The organism is Streptomyces sp. CC0208, from assembly GCF_003443735.1.
Classification (GTDB): Bacteria; Actinomycetota; Actinomycetes; order Streptomycetales; family Streptomycetaceae; genus Streptomyces; species Streptomyces sviceus.
Genome location: NZ_CP031969.1, coordinates 1,122,823 through 1,137,085, shown reverse-complemented (window position 1 = coordinate 1,137,085; position 14,263 = coordinate 1,122,823). Strand labels below are relative to the sequence as shown.

The window sequence follows — 14,263 nt, the reverse complement described above, 5'->3', positions numbered from 1 at the left end:
CCGCGTTCACCCCACCCCCCAGCGCTCCCGCAGACCTTCGTACCTCAAGGAGTCGATCCACCATGGCGAGCGAAGCGCCGACCGGCCATGTATCCGACCTCGACTGGCTGATGAGCGGCCTTGTACAGCGTGTGCCGCACACCAGCAGCGCGGTCCTGCTGTCCTGCGACGGGCTCGTGAAGTCGGTCCACGGGCTCGACGGGGACAGCGCCGACCACATGGCGGCCCTGGCCTCCGGCCTGTACTCCCTCGGCCGCAGCGCGGGCGTCCGCTTCGGCGACGGCGGAGAGGTCCGCCAGGTCGTCGTCGAACTCGACTCGACGCTGCTGTTCGTGACCACCGCCGGCTCCGGCACCTGTCTCGCCGTCCTGGCGGGACGCGAGGCCGACGCCGCCGTGCTCGGCTACGAGATGGCGATGCTCGTCAAGAGCGTGCGCCCCTACCTGGTGACCGCGCCCCGGCAGCACGCCGTCGAATCCTCGGCGATGAGGTCTTGAGCGTGGCGGCGGTCGGCGACGGGCCCTGGCTCGACGACGCGGCCGGGCGGTTGGTGCGGCCCTTCACGGTCAGCAACGGCCGCACCCGGCCGTCCATCGCGTTCGACCTTCTGTCGCACGTGATGGCCACCGGTGCCACCCCCATCGGCTACCTCGGCCCCGAGCACGCGCAGGCACTCGACCTGTGCCGCGCGCCCGTCTCGGTCGCCGAGGTCGCCGCCCATCTCAGGCTGCCGGCGGTGGTCACCAAGGTGCTGCTGTCCGACCTCGTCGACTGCGGGGCGCTGACCACCAAGCCACCCGAGTTCACCCACAACCCGACTGACCGGGCTCTTCTGGAGGCAGTGCTCGATGGACTACGACGACAGCTCTGATCCCTTCCCCACCGCACTGAAGATCCTGGTGGCGGGAGGGTTCGGGGTAGGCAAGACGACCTTCGTGGGCGCGGTCAGCGAGATCGCTCCCCTCAGCACGGAGGAACTGCTCACCACGGTCAGCGCCGCGACCGACAGTCTCGACGGCATCGAGAACAAGGTCGAGACCACGGTGGCCATGGACTTCGGCAGGATCACCCTCGATCCGGAACATGTTCTGTACCTGTTCGGCACGCCCGGACAGGAGCGGTTCTGGTTCATGTGGGACGAACTCTCCGAGGGCGCGCTCGGCGCGGTGATCCTCGCCGACACCCGCAGACTGGAGGACTGCTTCGCGGCCGTGGACTTCTTCGAGCAGCGCGGCCTCGGATTCATCGTCGCCATCAACGAGTTCGACGGGGGGTACCGCTACGACCCCGAGGAGGTCCGGGCCGCCATCGACCTCCCGCCGGAGATCCCGATCGTGCGCTGCGACGCGCGGATCTCCAGCTCGGGTGTGCAGACCCTGCTCACCCTCGTACGGCATCTCATCGCCCACAGCCCGGCGCCCGCGCCGAGCCACGGGGCCCACATGTGACCCCCGCACACACCTTACGGAGCCGCATATGACCGACGTCCACAGCGACGGCCGCCCATGAGCTACGACCCACCACGCCCGGCCGGCCGACTGCTGCTCACCCCTGAGGACAAGGAGGCACCGTACCGGGCGCGACGGCTGCGCCTGCTCGGGCTCGGAGAGTATCCGGAGCCCGCGCTCGACGCCTTCGCCGAGCGGCTCGCCGAGCGCACGGGGGCGCCGTACGCGATGGTCAACTTCCTCGGCGAGGACCGGCAGTTCTTCGCCGGTCTCACGATTCCCGCGGCCCGGCCCCCGTCGGACGGCGAGGAGGCCAAGCCGGAACTGGGCCGCCATATGGCGCGCGACCACGGGTTCTGCCCCCATGTGGTCGTCCGCCGCAAGGCGCTGGTCCTGGAGGACGTCCGTGACTACCCGCGGTTCGCGGGCAACCCGGTCGTCGACGAGTTCGGCATTCGTTCCTATCTGGGCGCCCCGCTCATCGACTCCGGCGGGATGGTGCTGGGCACGGTGTGCGCGGCCGACGTGGAGCCGCGGACCTGGGGGAAGTCCGGCCTGGAGACCATCAAGTCGGCGGCGGCGGAACTCGTGGCGCGGCTGGAGCGACGGGAGGCCGACGGGCTCCCGGTGCTGTGACGGGCGAGACGGCCGCCATTCCTAGCCGACCGGTCTAGTACCTACGTGCACTCGCTGTGTGGGACGCACAAGTGACGCCAGGGAGAAGATCCTCGCTGCCGCCCGCTCACTCCTGGAGCGGCGCGGTTACTCGGCGCTGGGCGTGGCCGAGATCTGCAAGACGGCCGGGGTGCCGAAGGGCAGTTTCTCCTACTTCGGCTGCGCGCGCTCTTCGAGCAGACCGAGGCCGGCCAGCGCGCCGTCCAGGAGGGCTGCGGCACGGTGGCGGGCTGTCTGTTCGGGAACCTCGCTCTGGAGCTGAGGAACCACGCCGAGCCCGTACGCGGACGGTTGCAGGAGATCTTCGAGGCGCAGGTCGACATGGTCGAGGCGGTCGTCGTCGAGGCCCGGGACCGCGGCGCCGTCACCGTGTCCGACCCACGGCAGGCGGCGCGGGCGGTGGTGGCCCAGCTGGAGGGCCAGGTGATGTTCGCCAAGCTCTACAACAGCCCCGAGCGCCTGAGCCCCCTGTGGGACAACTGCCGGGCACTGCTCGGGGCCGCCGGCTCCTAGTAACCGCGCCACACGTTGTCGAACGCGGCGTCCTCGATGGCCTTCCGCTGGCGTACGGCCTCCAGTTCCATCACGGCGTCCCCGACCGCGGCCAGCACGGTGGCCGTCTCGTCGGCGAGTTCACCGGCCGGTTCGTCGCCGATCCCGGCGGCTGCCGCCAGGGCGACGAGGACGGGTTCGCCCGCCGCCCAGCGCTCCTCGGCCTGCCGCCGGGCCGCCGAGTCGACCAGCTCCGGGCGCCCGGTCCGCAGCGTGATCCGGCGGCCGCGCTGCCGGGTCGTGAGCCCGGTCCGCTCCAGGTCGTCGACGTAGGCCGAGGACAGTCCGCGGCCCCTGCGCCACAGCCAGTCCTCGACCGACTCGTACGGCTCCTGCCGTACGAGCGTCTCGGCGGCCTCGTCCAGCAGGCGGTCGCCCGTGGGGGAGGGGGCGCTGGGCAGGATGCGGTCGCCGTCCAGAACGAGGGCGTGGGCGTCGAGGAGGTCGAACACCTCGGCTCCCGCGAGCGCGAGAGAGAGATCGCCCTGCCCCACCGGTTTGGCGGCGGTCACATCGAGGGCGACGATCGCGAGGTCCCGTGCGGTGGTCATCAGCGGCTCCACGTCAGTTGGCCGGGTGCGGTGGTGCGTGCTCAGGACCGGCCCCGGCGAGCCGGGCGTCCTCGGTCGATTCTCGCTGCTGATCGAGGTCCGTGTGACCCGATACGACCGTGTGGTGCGGGAAACCGATCCGCAGCACCCCGGCGGCCGCGGCCGCCGCCAGCACCACCAGGGCGGTCGGCAGCAGCGCCCGCTGATAGCCGTGGTGCAGCAGCGGGGCGACGATCAGCGGGGCGCCGTTCGTCACCGGCGAGATCCTGCACGTCGACGGCGGGATGAGCGCCGGACACTGACGGCTCGTCAATTCATCTGCGAAGGAGTGGACATGACCGTCCCGACGGATGACAAGGCGATCCTGAGCGGGGTCCTCGACCGGTGGAAGGCCGGTGTCGACGCCCACCGACCGGAGCGCGTGGCCGCCCTCTTCACCGAGGACGCCGTCTTCCAGGGGCTGCACCATTACAGCGTCGGACGGGAGGGCGTCGCCGAGTACTACGACTCCCAGCCGTCCGGCATGAAGGCGTCCTACCGTGTCCTCGAGACACGGCGACCCGCGGACGGCCTCGTCCTGGGCTACCTGGACGTCGAGTTCACCTTCACGGACCGGCCAGCGCTGCCGGTCAAGCTGGCGGTTCTCGTGACCCGGGAGGGGGACGACTGGCACATCGGCCACTATCAGGCCTCCCGCCTCGACCAGGGCCCCCGCAGAGCGGTTCCGGGGTGCGAGCTGCCACGGGGGCCGTCGGCTCCCCCGGAGCGGCGGCCCGAGGCCCGAGCGGTGCATCCTCGGCGGGCGTACGGTCGGCGACCACCGCTGGGCGATCGAGCCGGGCCGGACGTCAACACCGTGTCCGTCCTCGCCCCGGACCACACCCGTGCCGACCTCGACTGCGAGGCGCAGCGCGCGGGCGGTCCGTCCTCGTCCGGGGTGTGTCGCCGGTCGACCTGTGTCTTCGGTCCGCCGACCGTCACCACGTTCCCGGGGTTCGTGCACGAGAGCGGGCGGCGGGTGTGAAGCGGAGCTGTGGCACCGCTTAAGAAATCCTCGATGGACCAGGACGGTGTCGTACGGCAGATTGCTGGGCGTTTCCACCCCTCGCAATCACAGGAGCCGTACCTTGAAGGCGCTGGTCAAGGAGAAGGCCGAGCCCGGGCTGTGGCTCGCGGACGTCCCGGAGCCCGCCGTCGGCCCCGGCGACGTACTGATCAAGGTGCTGCGCACCGGCATCTGCGGCACCGATCTGCACATCCGGTCCTGGGACGGCTGGGCCCAGCAGGCGATCCGGACCCCGCTCGTGCTCGGACACGAGTTCGTCGGCGAGGTCGTGGAGACCGGGCGCGATGTCTCGGAGATCGCCCTCGGGGACCGGGTGAGCGGCGAGGGGCACCTGGTCTGCGGCAAGTGCCGCAACTGTCTCGCCGGGCGGCGGCACCTGTGCCGGGCCACGGTCGGGCTCGGCGTCGGCCGGGACGGGGCCTTCGCGGAGTACGTCGTCCTGCCCGCCGCCAACGTGTGGGTGCACCGCGTCCCCGTGGACCTCGACGTGGCGGCGATCTTCGACCCGTTCGGCAACGCCGTGCACACCGCGCTGTCCTTCCCGCTGGTCGGCGAGGACGTGCTGATCACCGGTGCCGGGCCGATCGGGCTGATGGCGGCGGCGGTCGCCCGGCACGCGGGGGCCCGCAACGTCGTCGTCACCGACGTCAGCGAGGAGCGCCTGGAGCTGGCCCGCAAGATCGGCGTGAGCCTCGCGCTGAACGTGTCGGAGGCGCGGATCGCGGACGGACAGCGGGAGTTGGGGCTGCGCGAGGGCTTCGACATCGGCCTGGAGATGTCCGGTCGGCCCGAGGCCCTGCGCGACATGATCGCCAACATGACACACGGCGGCCGGATCGCGATGCTGGGACTGCCGGCCGCGGAGTTCCCGGTGGACTGGGCCCGGATCGTCACCTCGATGATCACGATCAAGGGCATCTACGGCCGTGAGATGTTCGAGACCTGGTACGCGATGTCGGTCCTCCTGGAGGGCGGCCTCGACCTCGCCCCCGTGATCACCGGCCGGTACGGCTACCGAGACTTCGAGGCGGCGTTCGCCGACGCGGCGAGCGGCCGCGGCGGCAAGGTCATCCTCGACTGGACCAACTGACCTAGGGACTGACGATGTTCGACTCCGTGCGCGACGACCTGCGCGCCACCCTCGACGAGATCCGCGCCGCCGGACTGCACAAGCCCGAGCGCGTGATCGACACCCCGCAGTCGGCGACCGTGAACGTCTCCGCGGGCGGCCGCCCCGGCGAGGTCCTCAACTTCTGCGCCAACAACTACCTCGGGCTCGCCGACCACCCCGAGGTGATCGCCGCCGCCCACGAGGCCCTGGACCGCTGGGGCTACGGCATGGCCTCGGTCCGCTTCATCTGCGGCACGCAGGAGGTGCACAAGGAGCTGGAGGCACGGCTTTCCGCCTTCCTCGGCCAGGAGGACACGATCCTGTACTCCTCCTGCTTCGACGCCAACGGCGGTGTCTTCGAGACCCTGCTGGGCCCCGAGGACGCGGTGATCTCCGACGCCCTGAACCACGCGTCGATCATCGACGGCATCCGGCTGTCCAAGGCCCGCCGCTTCCGCTACGCCAACCGTGATCTGGCCGATCTGGAACGGCAGTTGAAGGAGGCCGCGGGGGCGCGTCGCAAGCTGGTCGTCACCGACGGCGTGTTCTCCATGGACGGTTATCTCGCACCCCTGAAGGACATCTGCGACCTCGCCGACCGCTACGACGCCATGGTCATGGTCGACGACTCCCACGCGGTCGGCTTCGTCGGCCCCGGCGGCCGCGGCACCCCCGAGCTGCACGGCGTGATGGACCGCGTCGACATCATCACCGGCACCCTCGGCAAGGCGCTCGGCGGCGCCTCCGGCGGCTACGTCGCCGCCCGCGCCGAGATCGTCGCGCTCCTGCGCCAGCGCTCCCGGCCGTACCTCTTCTCCAACACGCTCGCCCCGGTGATCGCCGCGGCCTCCCTGAAGGTCCTCGACCTGCTGGAGTCGGCGGACGACCTGCGGGTGCGGCTGCGGGAGAACACCGCGCTGTTCCGCCGCCGTATGACCGAGGAGGGCTTCGACGTGCTGCCCGGCGACCACGCCATCGCGCCGGTGATGATCGGGGACGCGGCGCAGGCGGGACGCCTCGCGGAGCTGCTCCTGGAACGGGGTGTGTACGTGATCGGCTTCTCGTACCCGGTGGTTCCCCAGGGGCAGGCGCGCATCCGGGTGCAGCTCTCGGCGGCCCACTCCACCGAGGACGTGAACCGCGCGGTCGACGCCTTCGTCGCGGCCAGGGCGGAGCTGGCGGCCTAGGGTCTGTCCGGACGTATTGCGATAATCGATCCCATGATCGAAGCGCGGCGGCTCCACATCCTCCGTGCGGTGGCCGACCACCGCACGGTCACGGCGGCTGCCGCCGCGCTGTATCTCACGCCCTCCGCGGTCTCTCAGCAGCTCACGGCCCTGGAGCAGGAGACCGGCCACCGGCTCGTCGAGCGCGGCGCGAAGGGGGTACGGCTGACCCCGGCGGGGGAGATCCTGCTCAGCCACACCAACGCCGTCCTCGCCCAGCTGGAGCGGGCCGAGGCCGAGCTGGCCGCCTACAGCTCGGGTGCGGCCGGCACGGTCACCGTCGCCTCCTTCGCGACCGGGATCGCCCTGGTCGTGGCGCCCGCGGTGGCCCGCCTCGCCGCGACGGCCCCCGGTATCCACCTCCGCGTCCAGGACGCCGAGGGCGACGCCAGCCTGCCGATGGTCCTGGACCGGCAGGTCGACGTGGCGGTCGCGGTGGAGTACCGCGGGGCCCCGCCCGCCGACGACCCCCGTCTGGCGCACGTGCCGCTGTACGCCGAGCCCTTCGACGCGGTCGTCCCGGTGAGTCACCGGCTGGCCGACGCGGGCGAGGTGCCGCTGGCCGAGCTCGCCAAGGACCCGTGGATCGGCCCCTACCCGGGCAACCCCTGCCACGACGTGGTGGTCCTCGCCTGTGAGCACGCCGGATTCCAGCCGCGCCTGGAGCACTCCTCGGACGACTTCCGTGCCGTGGTCGCACTGGCGTCGGCGGACGCGGGAGTGGCGTTGGTGCCGCGTTCGGCCCTGATCGGGATGGACCTCACCGGAGTGGTCGTACGGCCGGTCGACGGGGTCGCCCCGACGCGCAGGGTCTTCGCGGCCGTACGGCGGGGAGCGGAGGAACATCCCCTGATCCGTCCGGTGCTGGACGCGCTCGGAGCCATTGCCGGGGCATAGGGACTGGCGCGGTTTCTCGTATGTGGGATAGCTTCCCGAATGTGAGACGTTATGAGCCCGAGCCCGACCCCGTCGACACCCGCCTGGGCGTCCGGCTCGCCGAGCTGCGGGCCGAACGCGGGTGGTCGCTGGGCGAGTTGGCCGAGCGCAGCGGTGTCAGCAAGTCCACCCTCTCCCGCGCCGAGCGGGCCGAGATCAGCCCCACCGCCTCGCTGCTGAACCGGCTGTGCGGGGTGTACGGGCGGACCATGTCCCAGCTGCTCAGCGAGATCGAGGCCGAGGCCGAGCCCGCGCCGCTGGTGCGCAGCGCCGGGCAGCCGGTGTGGGAGGACCGGGCCGCCGGGTTCGTGCGGCGGTCCGTGTCGCCGCCGCACCCCGGGCTGCGCGGTGAACTCGTCGAGGGGCGGCTCGCCGCCGGTGCCGACCTCGCCTACGACCGGCCGCCCGTACCCGGTCTGGAGCAGCACATCTGGGTCCTGGAGGGTGCGCTCGACGTCACCGCCCAGGACGTCGAGCACCACCTCGACACCGGGGACTGTCTGCGGCTGCGCGTGTGGGGGCCGACGCGGTTCCGGTGCGCGGGCCCCGACGCCGTGCGGTATGTGCTGGCGGTGGTCCTGCCGTGATCGTCAACCGCCTCGACGAGGTCCAACTGGCATACTCTGTCGACGAGTTGGCTGATCTGCTCATCGATACCGTGGACGGCGGCGCCTCCATCGGGTTCCTCGCCCCGATGGACCGGGCGGCCGCCGTCGCCTGGTGGAAGGAGCGCGTCGGCGCGGTGGCCACGGGACACCTGGCGGTGTGGGCGGCGTACGACGGCCGCCGCGCGGTCGGCACCGTCAGTCTGGCCTTCCCCGACAAGCCCAACTCCCGCCACCGCGCGGAACTGGTCAAGCTGATGGTGCACCGGGACGCACGCGGCCAGGGACTCGGGCGCCGACTCCTCGGCGCCGCGGAGAACGCCGCCCGCTCGGCCGGAATCACCCTGCTCCACCTGGACACCGAGACCGACAGCCCCGCCGAGCGGCTCTACGGCTCCGCCGGCTGGGCCAGGGCCGGCGTCATCCCCGACTACGCGGCCGACCCCGCCGGGGTGCTGCGGCCGACGACCCTCTACTACAAGCGGCTCGGGGCAACCACTGCGACCAGGTGATTGTCAGAGGCAGCCGCTACGGTGCCTGTCATGCCGGACGCCGAAGACGTACGCCGTGTCGCCCTGTCCCTGCCGGACACGACGGAGAAGATCGCCTGGAGCATGCCCACGTTCCGGGTCGCGGGCAAGATGTTCGCCACGCTGCCCGAGGACGAGACCTCCATCGCCGTGCGCTGTCCCAAGGAGGAGCGCGACGAGCTGGTGCTGGCCGAGCCGGGGAAGTTCTGGATCGCCGACCACGAGGCGCAGTTCGCGTGGGTGCGCGCCCGTCTCGCCGCGATCGAGGACGAGGGCGAACTGCGCGACATCCTCGCCGACTCCTGGCGCCAGGCGGCCCCCTCCCGGCTGCTCGACGCGTATCCGGAGCTGGGGCTGCCCGATCCGCCCAGGGGGTGAGGCGGGCGAAAGGGGTGCGCGACCACCGACCCGAGTGCGGTATGGTTTCTCTGCGCGTTCGGCCAGGGGAAAGCCCAGGTCAGGCGGGCATCGGGACGTGGCGCAGCTTGGTAGCGCACTTGACTGGGGGTCAAGGGGTCGCAGGTTCAAATCCTGTCGTCCCGACTGGAGACAGTTGCAGTTCAGGGCCGGTTTCGGAGGCATCCGAAACCGGCCCTTGATCATTTTTGAGGATCAGGTGGGGGTCGGCGTGACCGGTAGTGGCAGGGTGGCCACCGGACCCTGGCCTCGACCTCCGAAGTGGTCGGCCCCGCGCAGGGAACCGGGATGATCGGCCGATCGTCCTAGTGGTCGTGCCTCGTGCTCTCACCCCTGGAATCGGCCCGTACACGATGCCTGGCATGGGTGACGACGTCACGCGTGCGGCTTTTGACCAGAAGCCGGCGCGCCGTGGCGAACGTTCCACTCACGAGGCGGCGGCGAAGCGGCGACTGTGACCGAGGGATGCGCCCTGCCCCGTGCGCAGGCACCGGGTCGGCGGAAACCTCCAGGCGTCTCTACAATCCTGGCGACCACATCGGGGGAAAGTCGGTATGGAAACGATCATTGTGCAACCGCCCGGTCCGTCACGGCCGAGTGAAGTCGACGTCGGCGGACCCGAGTTGCTGCACATGGGACCGGGGGACGTGGCCGACTTCGGGCGCGGGATGCCCGGCGGCCGGGCAGTCGCCATCGTCCTGCCCGACCCTGGAATCTCCCGGCGGGCGGGACGGCTGGAGGCGGCCGAGGACTACTGGCGGCTGTCGAACTTCAGCCGTGACACCGCGTATGTGGTCGAGAACCTGGAGGGGGCCGGCGAATACATCACCGTCGCGCCAGGTCGGCTCGGAGCGCCGGTGCCCTTCGAGTTCTCCAGAGTCGTCCTGCCCGCGCTGGGCGGGACCGTCGACTTCAAGGTGTTCGCACCGCAGCACGCCTATCTGGACGAGCAGTCTCCGCCAGGCGCCGGGGAGTTGACCGTGCATCCCTACGCGCTCGATGCGACGGCGAAGTACTTCCTGGTGCTGGTGGCCCTGTGCGAGCCGCGGCTGCGCGACCCCTCGGACGACGTACTGCCGGGCGCCGGGGACATCGCGGAGCGACTTCGCCCGCTGGAGAGCTGTCGTGGTCTGACCCGCTCCGCGGTGAACTACCACATCGACTACCTGTCCTTCGCCAAGCTGCGCCTGGACCTCGGCGACGAGCCCGGAGCCGACGGCAACGGCCGCACCGGCGTGAAGCGCGCTCGACTGGCCTCCCTCGCCCTGCGCTTCGGCCTGGTGCGCGAGGAACACCTCGCCCTGTTGCCGTCCCGCAGACGGCCCGTCCCGCAGGAGAACGGCGCATGACCTCCTCAGGCGCCGAGCAGGGCGCTCTCGAAATGCCGCGTCTGCCGGCGGGTTTCCGCATCGAGGGCTGGCAGTTGGACGCCGTCATCGGGTCGGGCGGCTGGGGGACCGTGTACGAGGCCCGCGCGGTCGCCGACGGCACGGTCGTGGCGGTGAAGGTGCTGCCCACCGGCGCCTTGGCACCCGGTCAGCGTGCCGCACTCGGCGAACTCGTCGCGCGCGAGGTGCGCTTCAGTGCCGAGGCGGACCACCCGCACCTCGTACGGACACACGCGGTGTGCACCGTGGACGCGCCGGACCTGCCCGCGCTGGACGGGGCCATCGCGCTCGTCATGGACCGGGCCGAGGCCAGTGTGCGTCAGGTGCTGGATGCTGCCGCGACAGGCCGCCCGATCCCGGACGCCCCGCGGGTCCTGCGCGGCGTCGCCGCCGGACTTGCCCATATGCACGGCGCCGGCTGGGTCCACGGCGACCTCAAACCCGCCAACGTGCTGCTGGGCGCGGACGGAGCGGTCTGGCTCGCCGACTTCGGCCTGGCCACCGAACTGGAGGGCACCCACGCCTATGTGCCGCCGCTCGGCACGCTCGACCATGTGCCGCCCGAGTGGTGGTCCCAGCGCACCGGGGCGGACGGGACGATGGTGCGGCCGACCGCCGACATCTGGGCCTTCGGCGTCCTGGCCCACCAGGTGCTCACCGGTGGCCTCCACCCGTTCCCCGGCGCCACCGCCCGTGCCCGCTCGCTTGCCGCGCAGGCCTACGCCCGCGGCACCGCGCCACTGCGTCTGGACGCGGGACTCGACGAGAACTGGCGCCGGCTCATCGGGGACTGTCTGGCGCCCGATCACGCGGGCCGCCTGCGCCACACCGCCGCGAGCCTGTCCGCCCGGGTCGAGCAACTGGCGACCCCGCGTCGCCGGCGTCGCCTGCTGCCGGCCGCCGCCATGGCGCTGGCCGCGGCGACGGCTGCCGCCATCGCCGGGACCGTGCTGATCGGGGGCGGCGGAAGCGGGGGAGGCGACGGTGAAGACCAGGGGCGGGGTGCACGAGCCGTCGCCACCGGCACGCACAGCCCGGCCGCCGAGGAGATCCCGGAGGACTCCGACGTACCCGCGGCACTGAGACCGGTCATCGTGAAGGCAGCCCACCGCTGCACCGACGCGGAGGTCACGCCCGCGTTTCTCGCCGCCATGCTCAAGGCGGAGAGCGGTTTCGACGTGAACGCGGCCCGCCCGGCGAGCGAGGAGTACGGCATCGCCATGTGGACGCCGTCGGTGTTCCGGGCCTGGGCGGTCGACGGCGACGGCGACGGGGACAAGGACTACCGGTCGCCGCCGGACGCGATCTCCACGATGTCGCTGTACGTGTGCTGGCTCGACCAGCAGTTCAAGAAGGCCGACATGCCCGCCAAGGACCTTCCCGCGCTGATGGCGGCCGGCTACCGCACGAGCGACCGCACGGTCATCACAGAGGGCGGCGTCCCCGAACGGGTGAAGCCCCACGTCGAGAAAGTGCTCCGCTACCTCGCCGACTACGAGCGGTGAGGTGGCGGAGCTGTCGTCCAAGGCCGCTCAGCAGTCCTTGACGTCCGGCATCTTGTTGTCGGGCGAGTTGATGTAGATGTTGGAGATCCAGCCGTTGTACTGGGGGAGGTACGCCCACCATTCGTTGGTGTAAGGCGGTACGTTCACCACCTCGCCCTTGGCCTGGCAGCCCACCAACACCTCGACGCCTGCGGGGAGTTGGGTGATCGGTGAGTTGCCGGTGCCGGGGTCGGGGCGGACGTTCACATGGTCGCTCCACGTGCCGTACCACCATCCCGCGGACCGGGTGGCCCCGGGAACGTTCAGGGAGCGGGTCAGCCGGCCGATGTCCGTGTACGCCTTCCCGTACGAGGTGCCGACGGGATGCAGGGTGAACACGGCCACGATGGACCGGTCACCGGCTCCCACGGTGCCCGTGCTGTGCAGCGCGGGCCGCGTCAGATCCACGTCCGCGGCCGGACTCCCCGCACGCGCCACGCTCGCGGTCGCGGTGCGCTTCTGGCCGCAGGTGCCTTTCTCGTACGAGGATCCCGACCAGCCCTGCTTCACCGCCCACGGCTTGTCGAACGCCCCGGCGATGCCGAAGTGCTGGTCGAAGCCGTCCGAGGCACAGCGGGTGGACTGGCGCAGATTGCCCATCATGAAGTCGCGCACGGGGCCGGGCGCCGAGTCCAGGAGGTAGCGGTAGATCGTCACCGTGTCGCGGGCGGAGAGTGCGGTGTAGCCCCAGTAGCCCTCGTACCCGGTGGGCGGCGGTGCCGTGTCCTTGAGGCCGAGGCGGTCGACCATGCGGGTGATGATCGCCGTACCGCCGTGGTCCGACCAGTAGGCGCTGGCCGCGTCGTCGTCGCTGCCGCGCAACATCGGCTCCAGCCACGCCCGGTCGGCGGCCGGCACGGTGTAGTCGGGGCCCCGGTTCCACAGGTAGTCCAGGGCCAGCAGCAGCTTGACGACCGAGGCGGACCGGAAGCGGGTGCTCGTGTTGAGCTGCTCGGTGAAGGTACCGGTCTGCCGGTCGAAGACGGCGACCCCGGCGCTGACGCCGGCGGGTACCTCGGCGGACGCGGCGGCGGGACGGACCGGCTGTCCGGTCGGGGCGTCGGCAGCGGCGGAGCCCGCCGCGCCGCCGATCAGCAGCAGCGCGGCGGCGGCGGCGAGAAGTCGGCGCCTCACTGGTAGTGCTCCCTGAGGTTGAGGGAGTTGATCGGCCCGAGGTCGACGTACCAGCCCTCCTGCGGAGGGATGGACTCGTGGCAGTCCGTGTTGACGGACTCGCACAGCTCGACCAGGGCGCCGTCGTACTGGTTGTTGAAGACCCAGTGGTTGCCGTACTGGTTGTAGATGGGGTGGAAGCCGTAGGAGTAGAAGATGTGGCTCGGGTGCGGGTTGGTGGCCGGGGTCACGTTCTCCGGGTAGATGCAGACGGCGCCGTAGGGGCAGCCGTCCCATGTGCCGCCCTCGGCCTGGGCCTGGGCGGCTCCGGTGAGAACGGCGGCGGCGGTGAAAGCGAGCGCGGCGGCGCCGCGCAGGATTCTGCGCATGGTCATGCCTTTCGGGTGAATGCCGGGAAGCGGGAACGGCGGGCGGGGCTCTACCACCAGTTGGAGCAGCGGACCACGCCGTCCGACTTCAGCGAGCCGCAGACGCGGAACTGGTACTGCGGGTCGGTGCTGGTGCGGCGGAACGGTGTGGTCAGGCTCTGCCCGGCTGAGCGGACGGTGAAGGGCCCGCACTGCAGCCAGGGGGACATGGCGTTCCGATCGCGGTCCCAGCCGTCGGCACGCCAGTCCATCCAGACGTTGTCGCCGGGCTGGGTCCGGCCGCTGATCTTTCCGAAGGCGATCTGCTGGCCGACGTAGGAGCCCTTCTCCAGCGTGATGCGGACGCTGCCGAGACTGAAGTCGGCGGGCTTGTCGGTGTCGCCCTCGGCGTCGTCGGGGTGGTCGCGGAAGCCATGTGCGCCGCCTTCGCAGTCGGAGGCCAAGGCGTGTGCGGGCTGCGCCGGTTGAGCGACGAGGACGCCGGTGGTGATCGCGGTCAGGGCGGCGGCCGCGGCGAGAGCGGAGCGGAACGGACGCATGGGAGCTGTCTCTTCCTGTCTGTGGAGGGTGCCCTGCGATACCGCCGGGCCTGGAAGACGACTCGAACCTTAGAAAGGGGAAGGGGACCGGCGGTCCTGACGGATGTCAGGGTGCCGTGGGCCCCTCGGTTGCCCTGACATTTGTCAGGACCTCGACAGCTGTTCCCTCGCTA

At 71.2% G+C, this 14,263-nt stretch carries 17 protein-coding genes, 1 tRNA gene and 2 pseudogenes; 15 read left to right on the top strand and 5 right to left on the bottom strand.

Features of this window, described 5'->3' with window-relative positions:
• Positions 1–62: 62 nt before the first annotated feature.
• The 5 genes and pseudogenes from D1369_RS05310 (at position 63) to D1369_RS05290 (ending at position 2,636) form a co-directional block, all read left to right on the top strand.
• On the top strand, positions 63–497 hold the full coding sequence (locus D1369_RS05310) for a roadblock/LC7 domain-containing protein (protein ID WP_007386181.1): 435 nt from the start codon (positions 63–65) through the stop codon (positions 495–497).
• A gap of 2 nt (positions 498–499) precedes the next feature.
• Positions 500–871, top strand: coding sequence for a DUF742 domain-containing protein (locus D1369_RS05305; protein WP_007386182.1), 372 nt, complete (start codon positions 500–502; stop codon positions 869–871).
• A complete protein-coding gene (locus D1369_RS05300) occupies positions 849–1,448 on the top strand; it encodes an ATP/GTP-binding protein (RefSeq protein ID WP_007386183.1) in 600 nt (199 codons plus the stop codon). The genes D1369_RS05305 and D1369_RS05300 overlap by 23 nt, the downstream gene beginning before the upstream one ends.
• 57 nt (positions 1,449–1,505) lie before the next feature.
• Positions 1,506–2,084: a GAF domain-containing protein gene (locus tag D1369_RS05295; protein WP_007386184.1), complete on the top strand. Its 579-nt coding sequence runs from the start codon at positions 1,506–1,508 to the stop codon at positions 2,082–2,084.
• A 58-nt stretch (positions 2,085–2,142) separates the two neighbouring features.
• A pseudogene (locus tag D1369_RS05290) lies at positions 2,143–2,636 on the top strand (TetR family transcriptional regulator C-terminal domain-containing protein).
• Here D1369_RS05290 and D1369_RS05285 read toward each other — a convergent pair.
• A complete protein-coding gene (locus D1369_RS05285; protein ID WP_118083119.1) occupies positions 2,633–3,226 on the bottom strand; it encodes a GPP34 family phosphoprotein in 594 nt (197 codons plus the stop codon). The pseudogene D1369_RS05290 and the gene D1369_RS05285 overlap by 4 nt on opposite strands.
• A 13-nt stretch (positions 3,227–3,239) precedes the next feature.
• Positions 3,240–3,482, bottom strand: a complete 243-nt coding sequence (locus D1369_RS05280) for a hypothetical protein (protein ID WP_007386187.1) — start codon at positions 3,480–3,482, stop codon at positions 3,240–3,242.
• A gap of 78 nt (positions 3,483–3,560) precedes the next feature.
• Between D1369_RS05280 and D1369_RS05275 the strand changes: the two are divergent.
• The 10 genes and pseudogenes from D1369_RS05275 to D1369_RS05230 form a co-directional block, all read left to right on the top strand.
• A pseudogene (locus tag D1369_RS05275) lies at positions 3,561–3,929 on the top strand (nuclear transport factor 2 family protein); the annotation flags it as partial.
• 424 nt (positions 3,930–4,353) lie between these two features.
• Positions 4,354–5,382: an L-threonine 3-dehydrogenase gene (tdh, locus tag D1369_RS05270; protein ID WP_007386189.1), complete on the top strand. Its 1,029-nt coding sequence runs from the start codon at positions 4,354–4,356 to the stop codon at positions 5,380–5,382.
• A gap of 14 nt (positions 5,383–5,396) precedes the next feature.
• Positions 5,397–6,590, top strand: coding sequence for a glycine C-acetyltransferase (locus D1369_RS05265; RefSeq protein ID WP_007386190.1), 1,194 nt, complete (start codon positions 5,397–5,399; stop codon positions 6,588–6,590).
• A 33-nt stretch (positions 6,591–6,623) separates the two neighbouring features.
• Entirely contained in the window at positions 6,624–7,526 is a 903-nt protein-coding gene (locus tag D1369_RS05260; RefSeq protein ID WP_118082296.1) for a LysR family transcriptional regulator, read from the top strand.
• Between the two features lie 20 nt (positions 7,527–7,546).
• A complete protein-coding gene (locus D1369_RS05255; protein ID WP_050789795.1) occupies positions 7,547–8,152 on the top strand; it encodes an XRE family transcriptional regulator in 606 nt (201 codons plus the stop codon).
• Entirely contained in the window at positions 8,149–8,682 is a 534-nt protein-coding gene (locus D1369_RS05250; protein WP_007386193.1) for a GNAT family N-acetyltransferase, read from the top strand. Before D1369_RS05255 ends, D1369_RS05250 begins: the two co-directional genes overlap by 4 nt.
• Positions 8,683–8,712: 30 nt before the next feature.
• Positions 8,713–9,078: an MmcQ/YjbR family DNA-binding protein gene (locus tag D1369_RS05245; RefSeq protein WP_037902111.1), complete on the top strand. Its 366-nt coding sequence runs from the start codon at positions 8,713–8,715 to the stop codon at positions 9,076–9,078.
• A 91-nt stretch (positions 9,079–9,169) separates the two neighbouring features.
• Positions 9,170–9,243, top strand: a tRNA-Pro gene (locus tag D1369_RS05240).
• Positions 9,244–9,671: 428 nt separating this feature from the next.
• On the top strand, positions 9,672–10,466 hold the full coding sequence (locus tag D1369_RS05235) for a hypothetical protein (RefSeq protein ID WP_037902114.1): 795 nt from the start codon (positions 9,672–9,674) through the stop codon (positions 10,464–10,466).
• Entirely contained in the window at positions 10,463–12,010 is a 1,548-nt protein-coding gene (locus tag D1369_RS05230; RefSeq protein ID WP_007386196.1) for a serine/threonine-protein kinase, read from the top strand. The genes D1369_RS05235 and D1369_RS05230 overlap by 4 nt, the downstream gene beginning before the upstream one ends.
• A 27-nt stretch (positions 12,011–12,037) precedes the next feature.
• Here D1369_RS05230 and D1369_RS05225 read toward each other — a convergent pair whose 3' ends face one another.
• The 3 genes from D1369_RS05225 to D1369_RS05215 are packed head-to-tail and all read right to left on the bottom strand — an operon-like array spanning position 12,038 to position 14,090.
• The gene (locus D1369_RS05225) at positions 12,038–13,183 is read right to left on the bottom strand and encodes a hypothetical protein (RefSeq protein ID WP_037902116.1); all 1,146 of its coding nucleotides are present in this window, start codon (positions 13,181–13,183) and stop codon (positions 12,038–12,040) included.
• Positions 13,180–13,557 (bottom strand): hypothetical protein, encoded by a 378-nt coding sequence (locus D1369_RS05220; protein ID WP_342364929.1) that lies wholly within the window; start codon positions 13,555–13,557, stop codon positions 13,180–13,182. Before D1369_RS05220 ends, D1369_RS05225 begins: the two co-directional genes overlap by 4 nt.
• A 44-nt stretch (positions 13,558–13,601) precedes the next feature.
• Positions 13,602–14,090, bottom strand: coding sequence for a hypothetical protein (locus tag D1369_RS05215; protein WP_007386199.1), 489 nt, complete (start codon positions 14,088–14,090; stop codon positions 13,602–13,604).
• Between the last annotated feature and the right edge of the window lie 173 nt (positions 14,091–14,263).